Origin of the sequence: Bradyrhizobium sp. 159, from assembly GCF_023073795.1 — a bacterium.
GTDB lineage: Bacteria > Pseudomonadota > Alphaproteobacteria > Rhizobiales > Xanthobacteraceae > Bradyrhizobium.
Window position 1 is genome coordinate 20,191 of the sequence record NZ_JADPKE010000079.1, and the last position, 19,191, is coordinate 39,381.

Annotated in this window: 14 protein-coding genes and 1 pseudogene; 10 read left to right on the forward strand and 5 right to left on the reverse strand. The window is 57.1% G+C overall.

Translation table 11 applies throughout. The features are described 5' to 3' along the window. Positions 1–138: 138 nt before the first annotated feature. Positions 139–769 (forward strand): annotated as a pseudogene (locus IVA96_RS21360) (IS3 family transposase); the annotation flags it as partial. A 1,941-nt stretch (positions 770–2,710) separates the two neighbouring features. Here the strand turns inward: IVA96_RS21360 and IVA96_RS21365 are convergent. Further along, positions 2,711–2,926: a hypothetical protein gene (locus IVA96_RS21365; RefSeq protein ID WP_247419087.1), complete on the reverse strand. Its 216-nt coding sequence runs from the start codon at positions 2,924–2,926 to the stop codon at positions 2,711–2,713. A 709-nt stretch (positions 2,927–3,635) separates the two neighbouring features. Between IVA96_RS21365 and IVA96_RS21370 the strand changes: the two genes are divergently transcribed. From IVA96_RS21370 to IVA96_RS21380, 3 genes are all read left to right on the forward strand, one after another. Beyond that, a complete protein-coding gene (locus IVA96_RS21370; protein ID WP_247335353.1) occupies positions 3,636–3,881 on the forward strand; it encodes a hypothetical protein in 246 nt (81 codons plus the stop codon). A gap of 183 nt (positions 3,882–4,064) precedes the next feature. After that, positions 4,065–5,204, forward strand: a complete 1,140-nt coding sequence (locus tag IVA96_RS21375; RefSeq protein WP_247419088.1) for a PqqD family peptide modification chaperone — start codon at positions 4,065–4,067, stop codon at positions 5,202–5,204. 37 nt (positions 5,205–5,241) lie between these two features. Beyond that, positions 5,242–6,270, forward strand: a complete 1,029-nt coding sequence (locus IVA96_RS21380) for a nucleotidyltransferase family protein (RefSeq protein WP_247419089.1) — start codon at positions 5,242–5,244, stop codon at positions 6,268–6,270. Between the two features lie 160 nt (positions 6,271–6,430). Here the strand turns inward: IVA96_RS21380 and IVA96_RS21385 are convergent, their stop codons facing one another. Continuing rightward, positions 6,431–6,817 carry an H-NS histone family protein gene (locus IVA96_RS21385; RefSeq protein ID WP_247419091.1) on the reverse strand — a complete coding sequence of 129 codons (387 nt, stop codon included), beginning with the start codon at positions 6,815–6,817 and terminating at the stop codon, positions 6,431–6,433. A 728-nt stretch (positions 6,818–7,545) separates the two neighbouring features. On the opposite strand from IVA96_RS21385, the gene IVA96_RS21390 reads away from it, so the two are divergent. Beyond that, positions 7,546–7,914: an H-NS histone family protein gene (locus tag IVA96_RS21390; RefSeq protein WP_247298762.1), complete on the forward strand. Its 369-nt coding sequence runs from the start codon at positions 7,546–7,548 to the stop codon at positions 7,912–7,914. Between the two features lie 61 nt (positions 7,915–7,975). On the opposite strand, the gene IVA96_RS21395 is transcribed toward IVA96_RS21390, so the two are convergent. The 3 genes from IVA96_RS21395 to IVA96_RS21405 all read right to left on the reverse strand — a co-directional run bounded on the left by IVA96_RS21395 (position 7,976) and on the right by IVA96_RS21405 (position 14,033). Beyond that, positions 7,976–9,442 (reverse strand): exopolysaccharide biosynthesis polyprenyl glycosylphosphotransferase, encoded by a 1,467-nt coding sequence (locus IVA96_RS21395; protein WP_247419099.1) that lies wholly within the window; start codon positions 9,440–9,442, stop codon positions 7,976–7,978. 168 nt (positions 9,443–9,610) lie between these two features. Beyond that, positions 9,611–11,608, reverse strand: coding sequence for a hypothetical protein (locus IVA96_RS21400; protein ID WP_247419109.1), 1,998 nt, complete (start codon positions 11,606–11,608; stop codon positions 9,611–9,613). A gap of 100 nt (positions 11,609–11,708) precedes the next feature. Then, positions 11,709–14,033 (reverse strand): AAA family ATPase, encoded by a 2,325-nt coding sequence (locus tag IVA96_RS21405; RefSeq protein ID WP_247419110.1) that lies wholly within the window; start codon positions 14,031–14,033, stop codon positions 11,709–11,711. Between the two features lie 321 nt (positions 14,034–14,354). Here IVA96_RS21405 and rfbC point away from each other — a divergent pair, with 321 nt between their 5' ends. From rfbC to IVA96_RS21430, 5 genes are read left to right on the forward strand one after another with little or no spacing between them, the layout of a single operon-like run. Beyond that, on the forward strand, positions 14,355–15,122 hold the full coding sequence (gene rfbC, locus IVA96_RS21410) for a dTDP-4-dehydrorhamnose 3,5-epimerase (RefSeq protein WP_346347906.1): 768 nt from the start codon (positions 14,355–14,357) through the stop codon (positions 15,120–15,122). Positions 15,123–15,136: 14 nt separating this feature from the next. Then, complete coding sequence (gene rfbB / locus IVA96_RS21415) at positions 15,137–16,195, forward strand: dTDP-glucose 4,6-dehydratase (RefSeq protein ID WP_247419111.1); 1,059 nt, start codon at positions 15,137–15,139, stop codon at positions 16,193–16,195. An 8-nt stretch (positions 16,196–16,203) separates the two neighbouring features. Further along, entirely contained in the window at positions 16,204–17,190 is a 987-nt protein-coding gene (gene rfbD, locus IVA96_RS21420; RefSeq protein ID WP_247419113.1) for a dTDP-4-dehydrorhamnose reductase, read from the forward strand. Next, on the forward strand, positions 17,099–17,974 hold the full coding sequence (rfbA, locus tag IVA96_RS21425) for a glucose-1-phosphate thymidylyltransferase RfbA (protein ID WP_247335329.1): 876 nt from the start codon (positions 17,099–17,101) through the stop codon (positions 17,972–17,974). The genes rfbD and rfbA overlap by 92 nt, the downstream gene beginning before the upstream one ends. 42 nt (positions 17,975–18,016) lie before the next feature. Then, a complete protein-coding gene (locus IVA96_RS21430; protein WP_247419114.1) occupies positions 18,017–19,186 on the forward strand; it encodes a hypothetical protein in 1,170 nt (389 codons plus the stop codon). Positions 19,187–19,191: the final 5 nt, after the last annotated feature.

Below are 19,191 nucleotides of genomic sequence, written 5' to 3' on the forward strand. Positions count from 1 at the left end.
AGCACGCCCGGATATCCGCCTGTCGTCCCAAATCGCTCGCGCAAGCCGGCGGCGACCTGGACGTTCATGAGAATGTTCTGCGCAAGTGGGTCAAGGAGTTCGGCTCGGACCCGGTACAGGCCTTTCCCGGCGGCGGACTGTGGCCTCCACCAACGGCTGATGCGCCTGCAAGGCCTGCGGGCGCGGCCGCGACGCCGGCGCTTGCCGAAGGACAGCGGCGATCGACAGCTCGAGACCGTGCCGGCGCGAACCTCCTTGACCGGCAGTTCACTGCCGAGCGGCCGAACCAAAAGTGGATCGCCGACTTACGTATCTCTGGACGGCCAAGGGCTGGCTCTACGTCGCAGCAGTGATCGACCTGTTCTCACACCGGGTGGTGGGTTGGTCTATGAGTGCCGCCATGACAGCTCAGTTGGTGACCGATGCCCTGCTGATGGCCGTCTGGCGACGCGGCAAGCCGGACGCGCTGTTGCACCAGTCCGACCAGGGCAGTCAGTAGACCAGCGAGCAGTTCCAGCGTTTGATGGCCGACCACGGCATTGTCTGCAGCATGAGCCGTTCCGGCAATGTCTGGGACAACGGGGCGATGGAGAGCTTCTTCTCGTCGCTCAAGACCGAACGGACGGAAGGCAAAACCTACAGGAGCAGAGACGAGGCGCAAGCCGATGTGTTCGACTACATTGTACGATTTTACAACACGACCCGCAGGCACTCGGCAATGGGCTATCTCAGCCCGGTTGAGTTCGAGCGCAAGGTGGGATTTGCTTAACCTGGTGTCCATCAAACCGGCAGCAGCTCACAACGGTGACCCAGAAAACGATGGAATTAGGCAGCCTCAGTAAAGCCGATTGAGCGATGGGCAAAATGGGCGAGCTTCGGCGCCATGGGGTCAAACTGCGCACTTAAATGTGCATGAGCCTTTGGCGCAATTGTTCTCGGCCAATGCTGCTTCACCCCGGGAGATCATACCCGCGCAGGAAGTGTTTTCTGCAGCAATGCGATTGAGCCTCAACAGTCAGACACGCCCTGGGCGGCCATGAGCGGACGATGCCGACGTGAGCTGGCGGTATCAGGTCGCGCGATAAGTCTTTGAAAACAAAGGCTCAGATTGGGTGCGGTACCGTTCGTAGCGCTCAGCTGTCTCGAACCCCCGACGCTGACCGCCGGCCTCGCGCCCGCGTGACGCCGGTAACGTGGGACTATTGTCATTCAAAGTACCAGAGGATGCGGGGCAGCGGTGGAAGCGGCTAACGATCGTCGTGTCTGCAGCGCGCCGGCGAGCCGCAGCCCGAGACTAGATTGAGCACTTTAGGTCTGACCACGATGACGTAATTGCGGTCAGCGCTCGTGGCGGGCAAGCTCCGTTATCGTCGAGCCCTCGCAATCAAATGATTCGAAGGAGCTCCCATGAAGCAGCACGTCGGACTGGACGTCTCCCGAAGAGAAACCGCTGTGTGCGTTGTCAACGAGACTGGTCAAAGTAATCTTCGCAGGAAAAGCGAAGTCTAATCCTGGAGCCTTGACTGACCTGCTTCGCAAACATGCGCCTCATGCCGAGCGTATCGGCTTTGAGACCGGGGCGATGGCGAGTTGGCTATGGCATGAACTCCGCAGGGTTGAGCTTCCGGTGGTCTGCATCGACGCTCGGCATGCGCACGATTGAGCACTTTAGGTCTGACCACCGATTGACCACCGAAATACCGTGAACAAACGGCGATGAGGTACTCAAGCAGAAGCGAACTTCATTGTTTTTATTGATCTTTTCGATCGCTATTTACGTTCGGGACCCAGGTGTTGCGGGTTCGTATCCGCGGCGGCTCGATTTACAATTCGGCCGTAACCTGTTGATCTGTATAGGCTGGTTCGCGTGTCTTTTTACACCTAAGTACCTCTGGTTGTTCATCAAACATCAGACTCTTAATCAGCGGGTCCCAGGTTCGAGCCCTGGTGCGCCCACCAAGCTTTTCAACGGCTTGGGTATCTGGCGATACGGGTATGCCAGCAAGCGATCAGCGGCCTTTCAGCCGATCACCGCCCTCAATTCGGATCGAGGAGTGATCGTGGTCTGTGCTCGTCTCTTTATTTTATTCTCGGCAAGATGCCCCACGTCGCTGAATTTAGTCCGGGCCGAAAACATGTGCATCGTACAACTGGATATTCGCAGCGCGTCATCGGACCGCTACTCGCGCTGAGGCGATCGATGTCTTGCGCAAGCGCGAGTCGCGCGTAGAGTTTCGGAACAATAGGACGCTTGCAGGTGATCTTGGTCAGGGTCACGACGGCTACAGCCGCGTGCGATACCTTGTTGCTCGGGGCGTTCGCGTGCGCGAGGCGGATGCCGATCGCCGCCTTTCTCCCGAGCGACGTGCTTCCGCTCTTCGTACTTTCTCCCGGAGCCGCTGCAATTGAGCGAGCAGGCCAACGAGTTCGATCGTTGCGTGACGCAGAACAGCCAGGCTGCAAACCCCACTACTCACTACAACATCCCCAAACAGGCCCTTGCCGAATCCGTGACGGGAAGCTCGAATTTGTGATGACGTGCCAATAACGTCTAAGCGATGGATCATCGCGCCGTCCGTTCGCTTTGCGACGATTCGCGGAAATATTTTCGCGCATTCCATTTTCGAGCATTCTAACGCGTCGCAACAAAATGCCTGCATCAGGAAAAGGGAATTTGGACGCACTCTCTAGAACGACCTCGTCTTTTGCATCAGCACGAGGGAGCCGCACGAAGCATCTCCGCCGTCCGGATGATCGGCTCTTCGACCCAGGCCTCGCGGGCGAACCAGTTATGATTAGCCTGACAGATCGGACAACGAGTATTGCCGAAAAACACGATGCTCCGCAGGAAAGTCTCACGATCGGATTTGATGCCGGTCGGGATCGCGCGACCGGTTTGCGGGCACTTGACCATAATCATACCCATGCGAGCCTCCCTGAAATAATTTGATGGTTGAATAAAAGGGCCGGCCGGCTGGAGTGCGCTCTCGTCGGTGCGGGTTAACTGGGGGGCATCGCACCTGGGGTCGTTGTTCGAGCAAGGGGCAGCTTGCTCGTGACGACGCTTCTCCAACCGACCGGATTCCTGCTTGGCGAAATGGGGATACCGCCGGCTTTCGCTCGGCAACCCTGAATAGTGCTGCGACCTCAACCGAAAGCTTCTGGGAGGCGCTTAACAATTGTGATGTCCAAATCCCTGCGGCTTCGCGCGGAATGTTCCGCTCGTAACGAAACCATTATCTTGGTCTTGACGGACAGATCAGCCCACCGGATCACTGGTCTCACTCCCTTCGTGCAGTTCGTTAATATTCTCCGTCTTTATTTAATGTGCAAATTAAAATTTGCATTGTCGGTCTGATTTGCGACTCTCGGTCAATTTATTTCTTACGCGGGGGCTGCACGGCACGATGTCCCTCGGCAAAGATGTCCGGCCTTTCCTCGTTTGGCTTCAGCAACCCCTCATTCTCGTCATGGCGTTCGCTGCGTGCTGCGGCTTGCTCGTCGGTATTAAATGGTTACGCGAGGTTCAAATATGAAACAAATTTTGATTATGCGATAAATATGCAAATATCGTTGTTAATTGCTGCCAATCACGTAAGCTAAACTCGTCCAAGTTCGTGCGACTGGAGGAGACGATGTGGGAATCAATTCTTAACAAGCACAACCTCACCTCGAATACACCGCAGTTGGCTCAGATGCGCGCTGAATTGCTAAGCATTGGTGAGAAGGAGCGCATTCTGAGAGAACGGAGTGCCGATCGCGAAGCTTATCGGTACCTATTGGATGCTCATCGGTTGATCGCGAGAGCGAGCCTTCTTGGAAAGCAGGTGTTGAACATTTCTCCGCAGGGAGGGGGCAAGGACGGTCAGCTGGCGGCATGACCGGCCGGATTGTCATTTTCGAAACGAGCCCGATCGGGTGGCATGTGTTCGGCTGAACGGGAATTGCAGCGTCGCAGGCCGGGCTAGACTGAATCTCGCGGGCGACGGGGGTCTCCTTGGTGCCGCGACAATAGCGCCTCCCAGACGCTGTCGCCGGCTCGTCGGTACAGGGGCGAGGCGGATTTGTTCACATTGGTTGGAGTCGTGCTGGAAAGATCGTCGGCAGAGATGGTGTTGAGACCGACTCCGGATGCAGTGTTCGCGCTGCTGGAGGGTCGATCAATACTCTTCAGCGAAGCAGGGCAGAAGATTTTTGAACTGGACCGAGTAGGGGCATTCATTTGGTGTAAGTTGGCACAAGGCGCCTCTCTGGAAGAGATTTGTCAGGGGCTTGGTGCGCTAGGCATTGACGAGCAAAGGGCACGCCAATTCACGCGACAGGCTGTAAATGTCTGGATCGATCGAGCGTTGCTTGAAGTCGATTGGCGAATGCCGGCCGATTGTGCCTTCTCAGCGGTCCTGGGTCGGCACAGAATAGGCATCCGAGCTGCAAATCGGGACCTCTTGAATCGGCTGCTTCCGCTATTTTGTGTTCCGGACCAGAACGCCGGCTGCGACGTCGACATTGCCGTCGAGGCAATGATGCTGGACGAGCAAGTGTTCTTCCGCGGAGAGGATGCCCGCATCTCCAGATGTGAAGTCGAAGCGCTGGCCCCCACGATCAAAGCTCACATCACCGAGCGGCTCATTCGAAACAGTCGTTGGGTCTTCTCCCTTCATGCCGCTTCTCTCGTGAAAGACGGCATGGGCCTGCTGTTATGCGGCCAACCGGGAGCTGGGAAGTCTACCCTCACACTGCAACTGGTGGACGCCGGACTTCGGTATGCTGGCGACGATGTTGCGCTGGTTGGAACTGACGGAACGATCTGCGGACTTCCGTTTGCTCTCACCCTCAAGCAGGGATCGTGGGGCTTTCTCTCGCGACTACATGGCGATTGGCACGACGCGACGCATTGCCGTTCCGACGGCGTTCTGGTGCGGTACGTACCCGTTCCGGATGCACAGAACCAATGCTTTTCCGCAAGCTGGGTCATCTTCTTGAACCGGGTCGCGAGCGGACCGGCCGAACTGACCGCGATAGATCAGTTGGATTCGATGAAGCGGCTCATCGAGGACGCATTTGCTGCTGACGGACGACTTTCGCAGGCCGGCTTTTTCGCTTTGAAGCGGATTGTCGCGGGAGCGCGATCGCTTCAACTCACCTATTGCGAGGCCGTGGAGGCTCGGCGATTGATTATGGATTTGTGCAATGGCAAGACATAGCGCCGCACTGACGAGCCTTTGCAATTGCTTGCGAGGCATGCCACCGGTCGATGTAGAGTGGACGCCCGTAATCGGGCTCGCAAACCAGACTCTGACGACGCCGGCGCTCATCGATTTTGTCGACAAATTCGCATCGATGCTGCCGGAGGACGTCTGCACATATATTCGCCAGATCCACCGCCGAAACGTGCTGCGCAACAATCGGCTCATCGCCCAACTGGAAGAAGCCGTCGTTGCGATGAATAGCTCGGGAATTACGCCGATCATGCTCAAGGGGGCATCGACACTGGCGACCGCGCCCGAGAAGCGACGAGGCGTTCGGTTGATGTCTGACCTGGACATCATGATTATGCCAGACGAGGCCAGAACGGCAGTCGCCGCTCTATGTGCAATTGGTTACGATATCGATTACCAGGCCCCTTCCGAAAGCCAGAGATGGCACGTCGAGCTGAATCGGTCGCAGGATGTCGGGACCATCGACCTGCAGCGGGCAGCTCCAGGTCCTGCGTACCTCTACCAGAGCTTCGGGCATGCGCTGAACCATTGCGTCCCTGCGCCGCTGGGACGGGGACGCGTCTATATCCCCAGGCCTACCTACCAAGCGCTTATGTTGATCATCCATGATCAGTTTCAAGACTATGGTTATTGGCTCGGCGACCTCGACCTGCGGCACCTTGTTGAATTACGCGATCTAAGCAATTCCGCCGAGGGCCTCGATTGGGGGGAGCTTAGCTCTCTTGTCTCGGGCGAGTTGATGAAGAACGCAGTCGAAACTCAGCTGTTCGCTCTTACTGAGCTGCTGGGCGTCGAGATTCCGCACGCGTTGCGCTCCCGACTGATTCCGCGCCTGCAGTTCATGCGGCAGTTGATGCAAGCACGCTTTCCGGCCACACGCGTGCCCCTCCTGGCGATGAACATTCTGGACCTCAGAAACTACCGCAGGGAGGCGGCCGTTCTCTCGACAAGAACCAGCGCGAACCGACGTGGATTGTGGTCTGTGCCAAGAGCGAGAACCTTACAATTTCTGCTGAATGCGACGACCGCAGTTCGCGCGGGAAAGGTCTAGTGCCTGTGACCGTCACACGAGCGTTCTCGAGAGATCGTGGCGGCAGGTCTTGGCTGAGCGGGTTTTCGCTCCGCTACCTGCTCCAGGTGGGTGGGCGGCTGCCCCAATCCGCAGGACTGAACATTCTCAGTCGATCCGAGGTGCGCCCAATAGCGCAGAGCTAGGAATGCTCTCGACCACCAGCATTCCCTTCGGACGATTCGCCGTTCTCGCGGATTTTGAACTCCTCCAGCGTGTGGCCTGATTGGAGGGCGGCAACCAGCCAGCGGGGCTGCTTACCACGTCCAGACCAAGTCTCTGTTGGCTGGAGCGGGTTGTAGTACTTCGGTACGACCTTCGGGTATTTGCGACGGGGCGGCTGGCCTGTTCCCGCCTCGGCCGCCCGGCTTTCAGCTTCACCGAATTGATCCGGCTGGTTGAGTTGCGCAAGACGCTTTTCCAGTTCCCGCTTCTCGGCGGTGATCTTCTCGGCGAGAATCTTCGTCAGCTCCTCGTGAAGGAGCCAGAGTTCCTCAAAATCCATGGCTTCGAGATCTTGCCTTCGCATAGCATTTCTCGTCACCGTTCGACTGATGCCCCCACCTGCCTGTCATCTCCACGCCGAATATCGTTGTTCGCGCGGCGAGGGACGGACAGGGACCGAGACCGGTCTTTCAAATTTGACGCGACAATAAATAAATAGTATATTATTTAATATTATATTGCGAGCATTATTTTTAATCGACGTATTGAAAGGCCAGAAGCCTTGCTGCAAGCCCGAAAAGAAACATTAGTCGCTATCGACTGCCCTATGGGGCGCCTTGAAGCGGCGATCAGCCGGTTTATCGCTCCGTCGGCTGCATTGACCGACATCCAGGCTTTGAAGCTGCAAATCCAGCTGCGAGGGCTCGCGCTAAGAGACATCGCAATCATAAGCTCGCGATTGCGGCAGGCCGATGGTCGCAATTCAGGTGGATTGTCGACTACGAAAGGCGGCCTCGCGCGCCGGGCCTATCCGCCGAGAGTGCGGCGCGGCAGATTGATCCCACGGCCCGCTTAACGTGCATTCTTCGCTTGAGTGGAGGCGTCGGTGCACGTAAGGCGCGTGATGTTGCTTTGGCCGAATTAAATTGAGGGGGATAGTGCATTTTTCTGTCTTGATTAGAACCGGCGACGCAGTTATGTGGAGCACGAACTTGTCGTTCGGTTCCACATATTTTTGTAATGTTGACCCTCTTGGTTCTTGATTACCCGGCCGGGGCAATATTAAATTGGGCGCAACTACAGGATGCTAGCATGTCGACCAAGAAGCTCGAACTAGAAGCGATGTCCCTCGACGATCTATGGTCGCTTCATGAGGAAATTAGCGGCATTTTGTCGGATCGAATCAAGGCGGAAAAGCAGGAACTGGAGAAGCGCCTGGCGGTTCTCGGCGGTGGCATGGCTGTGTCAGCCGAAACTGGGGGGGCGGGTGTCTCTCCGACCGGCAAACCGAGGCGCAAATATCCGCGCGTGCTGCCGAAATACCGCAACCCGCAGACTTCAGAAACCTGGTCGGGACGTGGCAAGCGGCCGCGGTGGTTGGTTGCTGCCATGAAATCCGGCCGTCGGATCGAGGAGTTTCGCATAGGCGAAGCGGCTCCGAAGTATCGGCAACGGGCGTGAATTGCCGTCCATGGGCCGGCGTGGCGCCGCGATCCTGTTCGCTTAACGCGATCCTGTTCGCTTAACAGGCGTTGCGCCCCCGCAGCACTTCCATGGGAGTTCGCAGCAGGATTGCGAGGTCTAGCCGAAGACTCCAGTTGTCGATATACCAGAGATCGTACTCCACACGTCTCTCAACCATGGCCGCTGTAGGCGTTGGTCCACGGCAGCCATGGATTTGAGCCCATCCGGTCAATCCGGGTCTCACTCGGCGCCGGAAGGCGTACTTCCGGACGAGCTTTTCGAACTGTCCGTCGTGGGCCACGGCATGGGGGCGTGGGCCCACCAGTGACATGCTGCCGTCGAGGACATTCAACAACTGCGGCAGCTCGTCGAAGCTCGTTCGCCGTAGCCATCTGCCAACCCTGGTGATGCGAGGATCAAGAGGCGTTGCCTGAACGACGACAGGTCCATTCTCAAGCACATGCATCGTCCGAAACTTTCGGATGGAAAATATTCGGCCATTGAAGCCGCATCTTTGTTGTTTGAACAGGATCGGACCGGGAGAATCCAGTCTGATCGCGACCGCAGCCATCGCGAGCAATGGTGCAAAGACTATCAAAGCAAATCCCGCGCCGATAATATCAATTATTCGCTTGCTTGCGCGCTCGATTGCGGTGAGGGGGCCCGGCTGGATTTCCACGCAAGCGGCACTTCCCAAGCTCCTCGTCGGATGTCGAAGCAGTTCGGATGCGGCACCAACCGGGACGAACACGATAGGGAATGGCAGCACCCTCAGGTCGGAGATAAAGGCACGAAGGTCGGCCCAACGTTCCGGATTGGCCTCCAGCACGATTTTATCGACTTCTGAATTACGAATATGTTCGATCACGCGGCAGCTGAGCCGTTTTCTGGAACCGGGGTCCGAGCCCATCGCAGGCAACCCAAAGCGGCCCTTAACGCAATAGCCGAGGACCGCAAGAGTCTCCGACAGACCAGCATGATTCGAAGGCGGCTGATCGGTGATCAGGACGAGATTCGTCCGAGCGAACCTCCTGCCACTGAAGCATTTTATTAGCAGTGTCCTGGCAACGCACCGTTGCGCAATCAAAGATGCCAGGCCGAGTGCCGCAAACAGGAGGCCGGCACCTCGGAAGAACTGTGGCTTGTCATCCAGCATCTCTACAGCGGCGGCCAGCACATGCAACAAAATCCACGTGAGGCAAATGGCGCGAACTTGGCTTCGGAGAACGAGGAGTTCTGTTGGCCGATACAGTTCCTTGCCTTTCAGAATGTAGACAAAAGATACTGATGCTGCGGCCGCGTAGGCGCATGCCTGGCCTAGGCCAGCTGGTGCCGGGCTGCCGGGTGAAAGAAGCGCGGAAAGGAAGCCGGCGAATAGAATGGTCGCAATATCGGCGCAGATCGCTACGAATTCAACAGAGTCGTACCGGACGGGCCACTTGCCTTCATCAGCAATGGACGATCGTGAGTTGACGAGAGTTAGATCGCTCTCATGCTCGCCGATATGCCGGTTGATAAAATTCATGGCCAATCAACAGGAGCGCATGCGGTTAATAATTAATATATTATGAATTTAAATAAATTATTCAACCTGAATTGGTCGTGATTCGATAATTTGATCGGATCTTTAACGCCCGCCCGATTATCAATCAGGACCGATCTGGGTGTGATCGGGCACACTTGCTGGAAGACGCTATGGGCCTTGCGAGCGCAACTTGTGGACGTAGCTTGGGTCGAGCTCCGAAATCGAGCTCTCGGCAAGCGCCCTGCCGTCTGCCGATGCCGATTGGTATGCGGCGGCGATAGCTGGCCCGAGTGCGGTCCGGTCGGTAATCGCAACTTTGAGGTCGCGCCGGATAAGATCTCGTAGCTCAGGATCCTTGATCGCAGCGTCAATGCCGAGAGCGACGGAAAGCCGTAGTGGAATAAGATCCAGCGCGTTTGGTGCAGTATAGTAGGACATCCTAAGTAAGCTTGTCGTGTCATAAGTCGCCGCGTGCTGCTTTGAAAGCGCCGCCAGCATGAGCCAAACGTCGCCTCGAAGGGGCGAGTATTCCAGCACTGCAGAAAAAGCATTTAAGTCCGTGGACCGGCCGCTGTTCTGCGGGTCCGTGGCCTTGTCAGACTTGAGGCGCACAGTTGCAGCGGCGACATCCCCGCGCGTGGATTGGTGCGCTGAGATCAAGGCTTCGTTCGAACCGGCAACCGATGTATCAGAGAGGCGATCACCAAACGGCCAACTTTGCGAAACCATCAAAGCTGCTTGCGCAGCCAACAGCAATCCGATCATTGTCAGAACAACGCGTGTCAGAGGCCATGGGAAAGCGAAGATGGCCGAATGAATTCGTCGCGCTGCCGTGGCTCGGTCGCTGGCGTCCTGTGTAGGCTGCCGCAACTTGATGGATTCCACGTCGCGGGCTGTACCGGACAGGCTTTGAGCGAAAGCCAGGCCGTAGACCGTCGCCACCAACAGTGATGTCCATAAATCGAAAAGGCCGTTTTCGGCAAAGGCCAGTATTGTCAACGATACGCAAGCGCCTGCGCCGACGGCTGGATATAGGTAAGCCTGATTGCGAGACAACGCGCGCCCGAACAAGATGCAGGCGCTGATGACGGTGACTATCAATAGCCCGCAGAGGAACATACGTCCCATTTCGACCGCGACCGCCGCGGCAGCGGTCGGCCGTTCGCGCATTGGGACCATGCCAACGTCTCCATAAATCGGCAGAAGCACAACAAAAGTGCCTGCACCGGTCCCGATCGGGTGAGTGTCCTGTAGCATCCGCTCGGTTGCGGCCCGAGTTTGCGTCGATAAGGCAATCGTCAGGTCAGCATTCCGATTGATCGGAACGAAAGTGAGGCTGGCGACGAACAACATGGTGGCGGTTGAGAGAACACCGGCTCTGCCCCACAGGCCAAAGAACCATTTGCGAATTGCGACCACCGTGAGGATGATTGTCACCCCGAGCAGCACGGCAATCAGCGCTGTCGAACCGCTACAAAGTGCGATCGCCACAAGCGAGATGATCAATGATAGAAACGCGCTGCTAAGAATGGCGAGCGGTCCTGTCGGCGAGCGAGGCGATCGTCTAGGCCGCCGCAATTGGTCGATCGCACGGATAGCCATTGCAGTGGAGAGAAGGACACCGAGTGCTGCCGCGGTCGAGCCGGTCCAAGCTTGTTCGGCGGGCCAGGAGCCACTCAGGTTGTTGTTTCTCCAGATCGAAAATATACAGCTGACGGCGGTGATCGATACAAGGATATAGAGGACCTGCGCCGCCCGATGTGTGTCCAGAGCAACGACCGCGGTGACGAGGGCGGCAGCGAGGACAATGTTGTAATGTGAAAGCGCCAGTACCGTCTCGTGTACATCAACCGAGAACCTCTGTGCGAGAGGTTGGTGTAGAGCGGCCGACGCCGTCGCCCAGATCTGATTTCCGAGCCCGCGGAGCGGGATCGGAGCAACTTGCAATACGATCCAAAGCACGGGTGCGGCAAGAGCCAGAATTATAAGGGGCCGCAGAAGCCTTGCGAAAGAGGCGAGGGTTGACGACTTGGAGAACAGGCCGACGGCCAGTATAGCGGCCGCAAGAATGCCCGATAGCACCACTAGACTCTTTAGGTTCTCGACCACAGCAAAAGCCGCAGCGACCGCCGCAGGCACAGCGAGCATTGCAGATTGGACAACCATTTTACACCACTTCTGGCTCTGACCCGCTCAAACCAAGTGCATGTTGCAGAAGGCGCCTGACTCGATCGTTTTGGCTCGACGCAAGTTAGAGGGGATCATCCTAAGAGACCGACAAGCCATATCTGACGTAGTGGCTGTCATCGTAGTAATCACTCCGGTGAGCGTCGTACCGTGCCATTGCCCTTATATCGGTCTTGTTAAGGACGACGCCGATCAAGGAATCGGAGATGGTCGGCGCAGTATGCAGGGCATGCTGAACCACATCGATTTTCGTCCGTCCCCATTCGACGACGAGAACGTAGCAGTCGACCAACGGCGCAGTGACACGCACGTCTACCAGGGGCGAGAGTGGCGGGAAATCAACTATGACGTAGTCATAGGTCTGCCGCAAACGGTCGAATAGCTTGCTTATGTTTTCGGCGGAAAGGATCTCGCTCGTATGAAGGATAGGGCCACGCCGGACGGCTGGCAAGAATGCAAGATTGGTTCTGGGGTCGTGCCACAGCGCTTCTTCGAGCGAACGCTTTCCGTTCGCCACCTCGAGTAAACCGAATGCAGCTTTCGGAGCCATAGCCGCAGAGAGTGAAGGGTTTCTAAGGTCGCAATCGACGACAATAGCTCGCTTACCGCTATGTCCGATGAGGTGAGCTAGAGAGGCTGCAATCGTCGTCTTGCCCTCATTTGGCAGAGCCGACGTGATTCCGATTACTTGGTTGGAGGCCTTCGCGGGGGTGTGGTCTATAGCGAGCTTGATCGAACGGATGGCTTCCGTGAAGCGGGAGAGCGGCATCCCGATGACGGCTCGGTGAAGCGTCGGAACGTTTGAGATCGTGCGTGATCGCAGATCTTCATCCGGTTGCTGGGATCGGGCGGTAGACTTCTGCCCCTTCGGAGACGACAGCAAGGGGACCAGCGACAAGCACGGCAGCTCCAGTGCAGTCTCCACCTGTGAGGACGTGCGGAAAACTCTGTCCAAAACATCTCTCAGAAGAGCCAAGCCGATCCCGAGTGCTAGCCCGGCCGCCAAGCCGAAACCGAGCACCAAGTTTGCCTTCGGCTTGCTCTTGCGCTCCGGCGGGGAGGCGGGAAAGATCACCCGTGTTTCCGAAATCGGAAATGTCTCCTGCTGGGTCGCCCCCATGGAGTGCTGCAGAAACGCCTCATGCATGGCGCGCAGACTTTTCGCTCGGCTCTCCAACTCCCGTATTGTCAGTTCTGCTGAGTTCGTCAGGCGTGATTGCGAGACGGCGCGAGCAAGTTGCTTCTCGAGCTCCTGCTGCCGCTGCTGAGCAGCTTCCAATTCGTTTCTGCTGGTTTCGGCGAGCCTCTTAACTTCTTCGAGGATGGATGTGCGAATGTCGCGTATCCGAGTGCGCAGGTTGACAACCGCCAGATGGTCGCGGCCGAACCGGGCTGACCAATCGGCTTCGCGACGTGACAACTCGAGATATTGCTGGCGAAGCGTATTGATGATCGCGCTCTGGAGGACCTCGGCACTCGCCGCGTCAGGAGCGCTGATGGTGGAGGAGCCAGCTGCATTGGCGCGTAGGACGGCGTCGAAGCGGTTGAACTTGACCTGTGCATCGGAAGTCTGGGTTCGGGCAGCGACCAATCGGGCGTTGAGATCGTTGACGGGCTGTTCATCAATCGATTTTCCGCCGGTCGAGACGATGTTATTTTGGGACTTATATGCGCTCACGGCGCGTTCGGCCGTCAGTGCTTGCTCATTGAGGTTTTGGAGACGTTCCTGCAGCCAACTCGCTGCCGTTCGCGTGGCCTCGAATTTCGCATTCATCTGGTCGTTAATGTACGCGTTGGCCACGGCATTGGCGATCTCCGCCGCGCGTTCCGCGTTGCTCGAACTGTAGCTCACCTCGATGATCTTGCTATATCCGATCCTGTACGCGGAGAGCCTATCCAGCAACGCGGCGATCGCGCCTTCCGTGGGCATATCAGCCTTCGAATCGTGCTCCGGCTGCTGACCGCGGTTTCGAATGCGATACAGTAGCGAGCTGAAGGACCAACGTGAACCCGTAAAGTCTGGATCGTTGGCGAGATTCAGCTGCGTTATGACTGCTGCTGCAATCCCCCGAGACCTTATCATCTGCAGTTGCGTTTCGATTTGGGCCGCATCGACGACCGGCTCTGGAAGGAGTGACTGCTGCTGGACGAACTGAGCTCGAGGATTCGACAGCAGGATTTGTACTTGAGCTGTGTAGGTCGGGGGAGCGAACCGCAGGTAGAGCATCGCGGCTGCGAATACGAGAGCGGCGGTGACGATAATCATAAGATATCGACGCCTTGCAAAGATGACCGCGAACTTGACGAGATCGCCGATTCCCCCGCCGTTGATCTGGTTCGACTGGGCCTGGCCGCCCAGAGGCAAGCGTGTTCTGTCGGTCTGTAGAAGATTGCTCTGAAGCATGGGGTACCTGTCTGGCTCGGGAACACGTCGGTTTGGTCGCCCGCATGCGAGCGTTTGGTATATGATTTATTAAATGAATATAACGCAGAAAAATATGATTGCCAAATTAAATGTTATTCGGGTATTAATTGAAGATGGTCCACGGAAGGGGCCTTTTGGCCAATTTTGCGCGGTCGCTGTTGCGCGCCCGACGATAATCGGCGGATGGAATTAAATGATATTTGAATTATGGTGGTTAAAGGATGGCCCGGCGGGACCCGATCGTGAAGGAAGAAGCGTGGCGGGTCTCCCCGATCATTCAACGACAGTCGAACGCCTTGAATGAGCCGCGTGCTGGCATGGCGATGCGACTCGGCTCAAGAAGTCGAATTCCTCCCGCGCTACAGACGCGTGGCATGTGCGAGCGCCCATCATGACGGCTCGAATGACAACGGCGAAGGCAGTTTCGACGAGAGCAATTTCGATCGGTGCTTTGGAGACTTCGTTGCGCCTTCTGGCGGGACTGAGCACCACGTACGGGAGGACGTTTTCATGCTGGAAGTACGGTGTTTAGAGATCCCAGATATAAAGATCATTCAAACGGATCGAGTATTCGACGCGCGGGGTTATTTCTGCGAGACTTTTCAGCGATCGGCATTCGCAGAGAAAGGGATTCTCGTCGATTTCGTTCAGGACAATCAATCCAGCTCAGATCAGGTCGGGACAATCCGGGGCTTGCACTTCCAGCGACCGCCGTTCGCCCAGGCCAAGCTCATACGAGTGCTAAGCGGCGCCATCCTGGATGTCGTGGTCGATCTTCGGCGTTCCTCGGCGACCTTCGGAAAGCATCTAGCTGTCAAGCTGGATAGCAAAACGGGTGAGCAACTGCTTGTTCCGAAAGGCTTTGCGCACGGTTTCTGCACGCTGCAACCTGAGACCGTCGTGTTCTACAAGGTAGACCAGGTCTACGCTCCAAGCCATGACGGAGGGCTCTATTGGGCCGATCCGGCACTGGCGATCGAGTGGCCGGTGACAACAGTCGAGGCCCAAGTGTCGCCAAAAGACAGGTCCCTGCCCAGGCTGGACCAGCTTACGGCCATTTTCGAGTGACGGAGAGCGTTCAGATGCGCGTTCTGGTGACCGGGGGAGCGGGATTTATCGGCTCCGCAGTGTGCCGTAGCTTGGTGCTACAGAAGGGCGCTGCAGTGATCAATGTCGACAAGCTGACCTATGCGGCCAACTCAGCCTCGTTGGCGTCTATCGAGGGGCGAAAGTCATACTTGTTCGAGCAGCAGGATATCTGCGACCGCGAGGCCATGGATTTCGTGTTCAGCAGCTACCAGCCTGACGCAATCATTCACCTCGCAGCCGAGAGTCACGTCGACCGCTCGATCACCGGCTCGGCCGCTTTCATTGCCACGAATATCGTGGGGACCTACACGTTATTGGAAGCAGCCAGAAAATATTATGAGGGCCTCTCGGTGTCACGACGAAAGCGGTTTCGCTTCGTTCACGTCTCGACAGACGAGGTCTACGGCTCACTCGGACTTGCCGACTTCTTCCGGGAAGAAACGCCTTACCAGCCGAGCTCGCCCTATTCAGCGAGCAAGGCAGCCTCGGATCATCTCGCGCTTGCATGGTTCAAGACCTATGGCCTGCCGGTCATTGTATCGAATTGCTCGAACAACTACGGCCCGTTTCAATTTCCAGAAAAGCTCATCCCTTTGATGATTCTTAATGCGATCGAGCGCAAGCCGCTGCCGGTGTACGGCGACGGCCGAAACGTGCGCGACTGGCTGCATGTTGAAGATCATGCGGCAGGTTTGATCACGCTTCTGTCGGAAGGTAGGCCCGGCGAGAAGTACAATTTCGGCGGCGATAGCGAACGCTCGAACCTCGACGTAGTTACCCAGATCTGCGACGTCGTCGACAGGCTGTATCCCGGTCCGGCAACGCGACGATCGATGATTACCTTTGTGCCGGATCGTCCGGGACACGATGTCCGCTACGCGATTGACGCGTCGAAAGCTCGCCGTGAGCTCGGCTGGCGGCCCACAAGAACGTTCGAGCAGGGGCTGACCGAAACAGTCGCATGGTATCTCAAGAGCCGCGCATGGTGGGAGCGTGCCCGCAGCAGGGTTTATGACGGCTCGCGTCTAGGGCTCTTGGCTACCCAACATTGAGGCTGAGAATGACGGAAAGGCCCATTTTCATTGCTGGTCGCAACGGTCAGTTGGCAAGGTGTCTTCATGACCTCGCGGTGCTGCACAGCATGCCCGTGGTCTCCCTTGGACGCAGCGAACTCAATCTGGAGACTCATGGGGAACTCCGACGGGCGATCGATCCATTCGCACCGTCCATGATCGTCAACGCTGCCGCTTACACGGCGGTGGACCTAGCGGAATCGGAAGTAGCAAGAGCCTTCAGCATTAATCGCGACGCAGCGGCCGCGTTGGCCGATGTCGCATGGCAAATGAATATACCGTTCATCCAAATCTCAACCGACTATGTCTTTGACGGCACAAAGCTGGATGCTTATGAGGAAAGCGATGTTCCTGCGCCAATGAATGTGTACGGCGCATCGAAGCTCGCGGGCGAAGCTGCCGTTCTAGCGGCTCACCCGCTCGCAACGGTAATTCGCACTTCTTGGCTTTATAGTCCCCACGGTAACAACTTTGTTCGGACGATGCTGCGGCTCTGTGAATCGCAACCAGTCGTCAAAGTCGTTCAGGATCAATGCGGAAATCCGACTTCCGCGCTTGACCTTGCGTCGGCGATCCTTCAGCTCTCAGCGCGGCTGCTAACCCGCGATCGTAGAGCCATGGCCGGCATCTTTCATCTTGCCGGACAGGGTGAGACGACTTGGCATGGGTTTGCCCAAGCGATTTTCGACTTGCTCGCTCATCGCGGAATCCGAGTGCCGCAGCTTGAGGCGATCACGAGCGAACAGTACCAGACGGCCGCGCGACGGCCGCGGAATTCGCGCCTCGATTCATCCAAGGCAGAACGCGTCTTAGGCATTCGATTGCCGTTATGGCGTTGTTCTCTCGAAACTTGTCTCGACCAACTCCCGGAAGGTAGAATCGATGCTGAAAGGAATTGTGCTGGCTGGGGGCAGCGGAACTCGACTGTATCCAATCACGAGAGCGGTGAGCAAGCAGCTACTGCCCATCTATGACAAGCCGATGATCTACTATCCCTTGTCAACGCTGATGCTGACAGGCGTGCGCGAGATTCTTATCATAACCACACCATCAGATCGGTGTCAGTTTGAGCGCCTATTGGGGGACGGCAGTCAATGGGGAGTTAGGCTCAGTTACGCGGAGCAGCCCCGACCCGCCGGTCTGGCGGATGCGTTCATTGTCGGCGCAGACTTCATCGGGAGCGATCGTGTTGCGATGGTGCTTGGAGATAACATCTTCTTTGGCGACGGCCTGAGCGAAATGCTCGCAAGGGCTGCCGAGCGTGAGGAAGGTGCAACCGTTTTCGCCTATCATGTACGAGACCCGGAGAGGTATGGCGTCGTTACGTTCGACGAGGGCGATCGCGCGCTGCGGATCGAGGAGAAGCCGAAGCAGCCGAGCTCGAACTGGGCGATCACAGGTCTCTATTTCTTCGACAACAACGTCGTGCGCTACGCACGGCGCATTGAGCCGTCGTCGCGCGGGGAACTCGAGATCACCGATCTGCAGATGCAGTATCTTTCGGCCAAGGCGCTCCATGTCGAGCGGATGGGACGGGGGTTCGCTTGGCTAGATACCGGAACAGTGGAGTCGCTAATCGATGCGGCTATGTTCGTGCAGACGCTTGAAAAGCGGCAGGGCATGAAGGTTGCTTGCCTTGAGGAAATTGCGTTGAGGCAGGGATTCATCGAGCGCAACCAGATCGAAGAGTTGGCGCGACCGTTGGAGAAGAGTGGCTACGGTCAGTATTTGCGCGAGATCGGGTCTCTCCTGACTTGAGTCATTCGCAGACATTGGAACGAGTCAACTCATGGTTCTTCGATGAACATCAACCCGATCAACAGTGGGGCTTTGATGCCCGATCTCTCGCAAAATTCCCCGCTGGTGCGCTATGCGCTCAGAGGATTGGAGCGGTGTTGGCTACCTGAACACGGCTGCTGGTCACATATCTACCATCTGGACGGGCGCGCTTCGCCGAACGAGTCTTTACGGCGCAGCGATGTGTTCTACACGCTTAACGTTCTGCTCGGAATGTCAAGGATAAAGGAGGTTCCTGGCAGCATCAATCTATCGGAAACATTCCATCGGAATGCGGTCCAGCTCACGGTCCTTTCGGTACCAAAGTATGCACTCGGCATGGCGCTTTGGGTTTCCGCAGAACTCAGCCTCGAGCTGCCCGAGCAAGTTAGGCGTGAAGTGAAGGCGCTCTTGAGCGATCAGGGGGCGTGGAAGACGTTTCGGGCCCAAGATTTGGGTATGCTGTTGACGGGCGTGGTGGCTCAGGCCAGGGCCGGCGGCAAGGAGTGGGCGCCTTTCGCCGCTCCGCTGTATCGCTTTCTCCAAGAGCGATTTTACACTGGATCAGGGCTATTCTTCGACGCAGGATCGGGATTTCGGCGGCGCTTCGCTTCGTTCGCGACGCAGATCTATCTCTCAATTGCGTGCTATCACTACGGTGAATTTGCAGGCGAGTCATCCGCACTCGCCATGGCAGAGGCCTGCGTGCGCAAGTTGATTGCGCTTCAAGGCCCCGACGGCGAGTGGCCCTGGTTCTTCGATGCGGCTGGTGGGCGCGTGCTTGATTTCTATGAAGTCTACTCGGTGCACCAGTATGGCATGGCTCCGGCGTTGCTTGAATGGGCAGAGCGCTACCGGGTCCGGGGGGCGCGGAATGCCCTAGTCAAGGGATTTACCTGGGTACTGGGCAAGAACCAGCTTCGCCGCTCGATGCTGGTGCCCGATCTCGGGCTGACCATCCGATCTCAGCTCCGCAAGCAGGAGCTGACAACGAGGGCGCCCAGGATGCTGCGCGCAATCACAAACGCCTACTCCGGACACGAGTCCGGGCTAATTGAAAATGCCGGTGTCGGACTTCGGCTGGAATGCCGTAGCTACGAACTGGGCTGGATATTGTGGTCATTCGGTCAGCGAGCTGACTTGCTGGAACTGACCCACAACTCGGCCTTTGGCAAGGTACCCATGCCGGCCTGACGCCG